Genomic DNA, 2,427 nt, shown 5'->3' with positions numbered 1-2,427 from the left:
CAAAGTGATTCCGAACGGGAGAGCGTAGACACATAGAAAAGACGCTGATCAAAGCAATCGGAAGGGTAAAAAAGACTTGTAAAGATCGGAAAGATATGATATTCTGTATGTGGTTTTGAAGGTATGTTCCTTCAGATGGCCCAGTGGCTCAGTTGGTTAGAGCGCCGCCCTGTCACGGCGGAGGTCGAGAGTTCGAGTCTCTTCTGGGTCGTTTCTTTGATATATGGGGTCTTAGCTCAGCTGGGAGAGCATCTGCCTTACAAGCAGAGGGTCATAGGTTCGAGCCCTATAGGCCCCACTTCAAAGAAATTGCCGACTGGTTGGCAAAAGAAATATGCCGATGTGGCTCAATTGGCAGAGCAGCTGATTTGTAATCAGCAGGTTATCGGTTCGAGTCCGATCATCGGCTTTGACAAGAAATTGTCTGATGTTTTTATAAAACAAAATTATGTGGATGGATTCCCGAGCGGCCAAAGGGGGCAGACTGTAAATCTGTTGTCGACGACTTCGAAGGTTCGAATCCTTCTCCATCCATTCATTGCGTGAAAGCAATGGTACAATTTAATATCGCGGGATGGAGCAGTCTGGAAGCTCGTCGGGCTCATAACCCGAAGGTCGCAGGTTCAAATCCTGCTCCCGCAACTCAGTATTTTTACTGTAAAAATTATGTGCCCAGATAGCTCAGTTGGTAGAGCAGAGGACTGAAAATCCTCGTGTCGCTGGTTCGATTCCGGCTCTGGGCATGCTGTTTATTTAAACAGATGGGATATTAGCTCAGTCGGTAGAGCACTTGACTTTTAATCAAGTTGTCCGGGGTTCGAATCCCCGATGTCTCATTAAAGTTATGCAGGAAGTTCTTAAAAGAGAGCTTCCTGTTTTTTTGTGTTCTAAATAGCAAAGAGGAATTGACAAGCTTATAAAAGAATTTTATTATTTCCTTAAAAAGATGCGTAAATAATTATTAAAAAAGCTTGGAAGAGAGGTTGAGTTTATTATGAAGGTATTGGTAGTAATAGATATGCAGAATGATTTTATTGACGGAACACTGGGCACAAAGGAAGCACAGCAGATCGTGGAACGTGTGCGAAATAAGGTAGATGCTTATAGGGCAGCGGGAGATACTGTTATTTATACAAGAGATACGCACAATGGAAACTATATGCAGACGCAAGAAGGTAAAAATCTGCCTGTTGTACATTGTGTGAAGGATTCGTTTGGATGGGAAATATCTGAAAAGGTTTATGCAGAAGGCAATCCGGTGATTGATAAGCCTTCTTTTGGTTCTCTGGAACTTGCAGAGTATGTAAGTAGTATGAGCACAGTAGAGGAGATTGAATTGGTCGGACTTTGTACAGATATCTGTGTGATTTCTAATGCTTTGATCCTGAAGGCAAGATTTCCCGAAGTACCTATTAAGGTGGATGCTGCGTGCTGTGCCGGGGTGACACCGGAGAGCCATGAAAATGCATTGCGTGCGATGCAAATGTGTCAGATTGCTGTCTTTAATAAAGTGCTGTAGATTATACTCATTATCTGGATGTCATGGTTTTTGCTATGTCATCCTTTTTTTATTATGAAGGATTTTTACGTTTTCGGTACCATAAAAAAGAGAACTTCGGTTGACAATGAATATACCGAACGGTATAATAATTAATAAAGAGAGTTGTCATTAGCAGCCAAAATGATACAGGAGGTGGGGAAGTGGAAAATCGGGAGCTGATTATGGAGTGTGCCAAGGAGCTGTTTTATGCCAAAGGCTATGATGCAGTGGGGGTACAGGAAATTGTAGAGAAGGCAGGGATTACAAAGCCTACACTTTATTATTATTTTGGCAGTAAGCTGGGACTATTAAAAACACTTTTGGAAACGAAGTTTGAAGACTGGCGTGTGTCGATGAAGAATACAGCTGATACGGTCAGTGATATTCGTGCAGCGTTATACCGCATGGCAAACGTATACTGTGATTTTTTTGAGAAGGACAGGGAATTCTATATGCTGATGATGGCTTTATTTTATTCTGCAAGAGAAAATGAAGCATATCAGGCTGTGAAACCGTATGTAACGGAATTTTATGAAGAAGCTGTCAGGATGTTTCAAAATGCGTCTCAACAGCTTGGCAATATGAATGGAAGGCAGAGGCAGTTTGCGATAGGCTTTATAGGGACCATTAATCATTATCTGCTTTTGCATTGTGAGACAGATCCTGACCGGAAGAAGAGAATCAGTGGAGAACAGATAGAGTCGCTCGTCAACCAATTCATGTATGGGATATTCACGTAAGCTACGAGCCCTGCAAATACAGCGGAAAACAAAGAGCCCATTTATGGGCGGATTTGTTAGACGCTGTATTTATAGGGCGACAGCCCGTGACCGAAGAGAAGCGAAGCGCTCTGAGGTGGCAGGGCTCGTAGCCGGGAGAAGATTGCA

2 protein-coding genes and 7 tRNA genes are annotated in these 2,427 nt (G+C 42.8%); all 9 read left to right on the top strand.

Annotation, left to right across the window (positions count from 1 at the left end):
- Window positions 1–137: 137 nt before the first annotated feature.
- The 9 genes from QOX44_RS04615 to QOX44_RS04575 all read left to right on the top strand — a co-directional run bounded on the left by QOX44_RS04615 (window position 138) and on the right by QOX44_RS04575 (window position 2,280).
- Window positions 138–211 (top strand) — tRNA-Asp (locus tag QOX44_RS04615).
- A 14-nt stretch (window positions 212–225) separates the two neighbouring features.
- A tRNA-Val gene (locus tag QOX44_RS04610) sits at window positions 226–298 on the top strand.
- Between the two features lie 38 nt (window positions 299–336).
- A tRNA-Thr gene (locus QOX44_RS04605) sits at window positions 337–409 on the top strand.
- Between the two features lie 43 nt (window positions 410–452).
- A tRNA-Tyr gene (locus QOX44_RS04600) sits at window positions 453–534 on the top strand.
- Between the two features lie 34 nt (window positions 535–568).
- Window positions 569–642: transfer RNA gene (locus QOX44_RS04595), tRNA-Met, on the top strand.
- 28 nt (window positions 643–670) lie between these two features.
- Window positions 671–743 (top strand) — tRNA-Phe (locus QOX44_RS04590).
- A 20-nt stretch (window positions 744–763) separates the two neighbouring features.
- A tRNA-Lys gene (locus QOX44_RS04585) sits at window positions 764–836 on the top strand.
- A 155-nt stretch (window positions 837–991) separates the two neighbouring features.
- The gene (locus QOX44_RS04580; RefSeq protein ID WP_334305520.1) at window positions 992–1,519 is read left to right on the top strand and encodes a cysteine hydrolase family protein; all 528 of its coding nucleotides are present in this window, start codon (window positions 992–994) and stop codon (window positions 1,517–1,519) included.
- 182 nt (window positions 1,520–1,701) lie between these two features.
- Entirely contained in the window at window positions 1,702–2,280 is a 579-nt protein-coding gene (locus QOX44_RS04575) for a TetR/AcrR family transcriptional regulator (protein WP_283681628.1), read from the top strand.
- Window positions 2,281–2,427 lie beyond the last annotated feature (147 nt).

The organism is Parablautia sp. Marseille-Q6255, assembly GCF_951230155.1.
Taxonomy (GTDB): Bacteria; Bacillota; Clostridia; order Lachnospirales; family Lachnospiraceae; genus Choladousia.
Note: the sequence above shows the minus strand (reverse complement) of the source record. Positions and strands in the feature narration are given on the sequence as shown.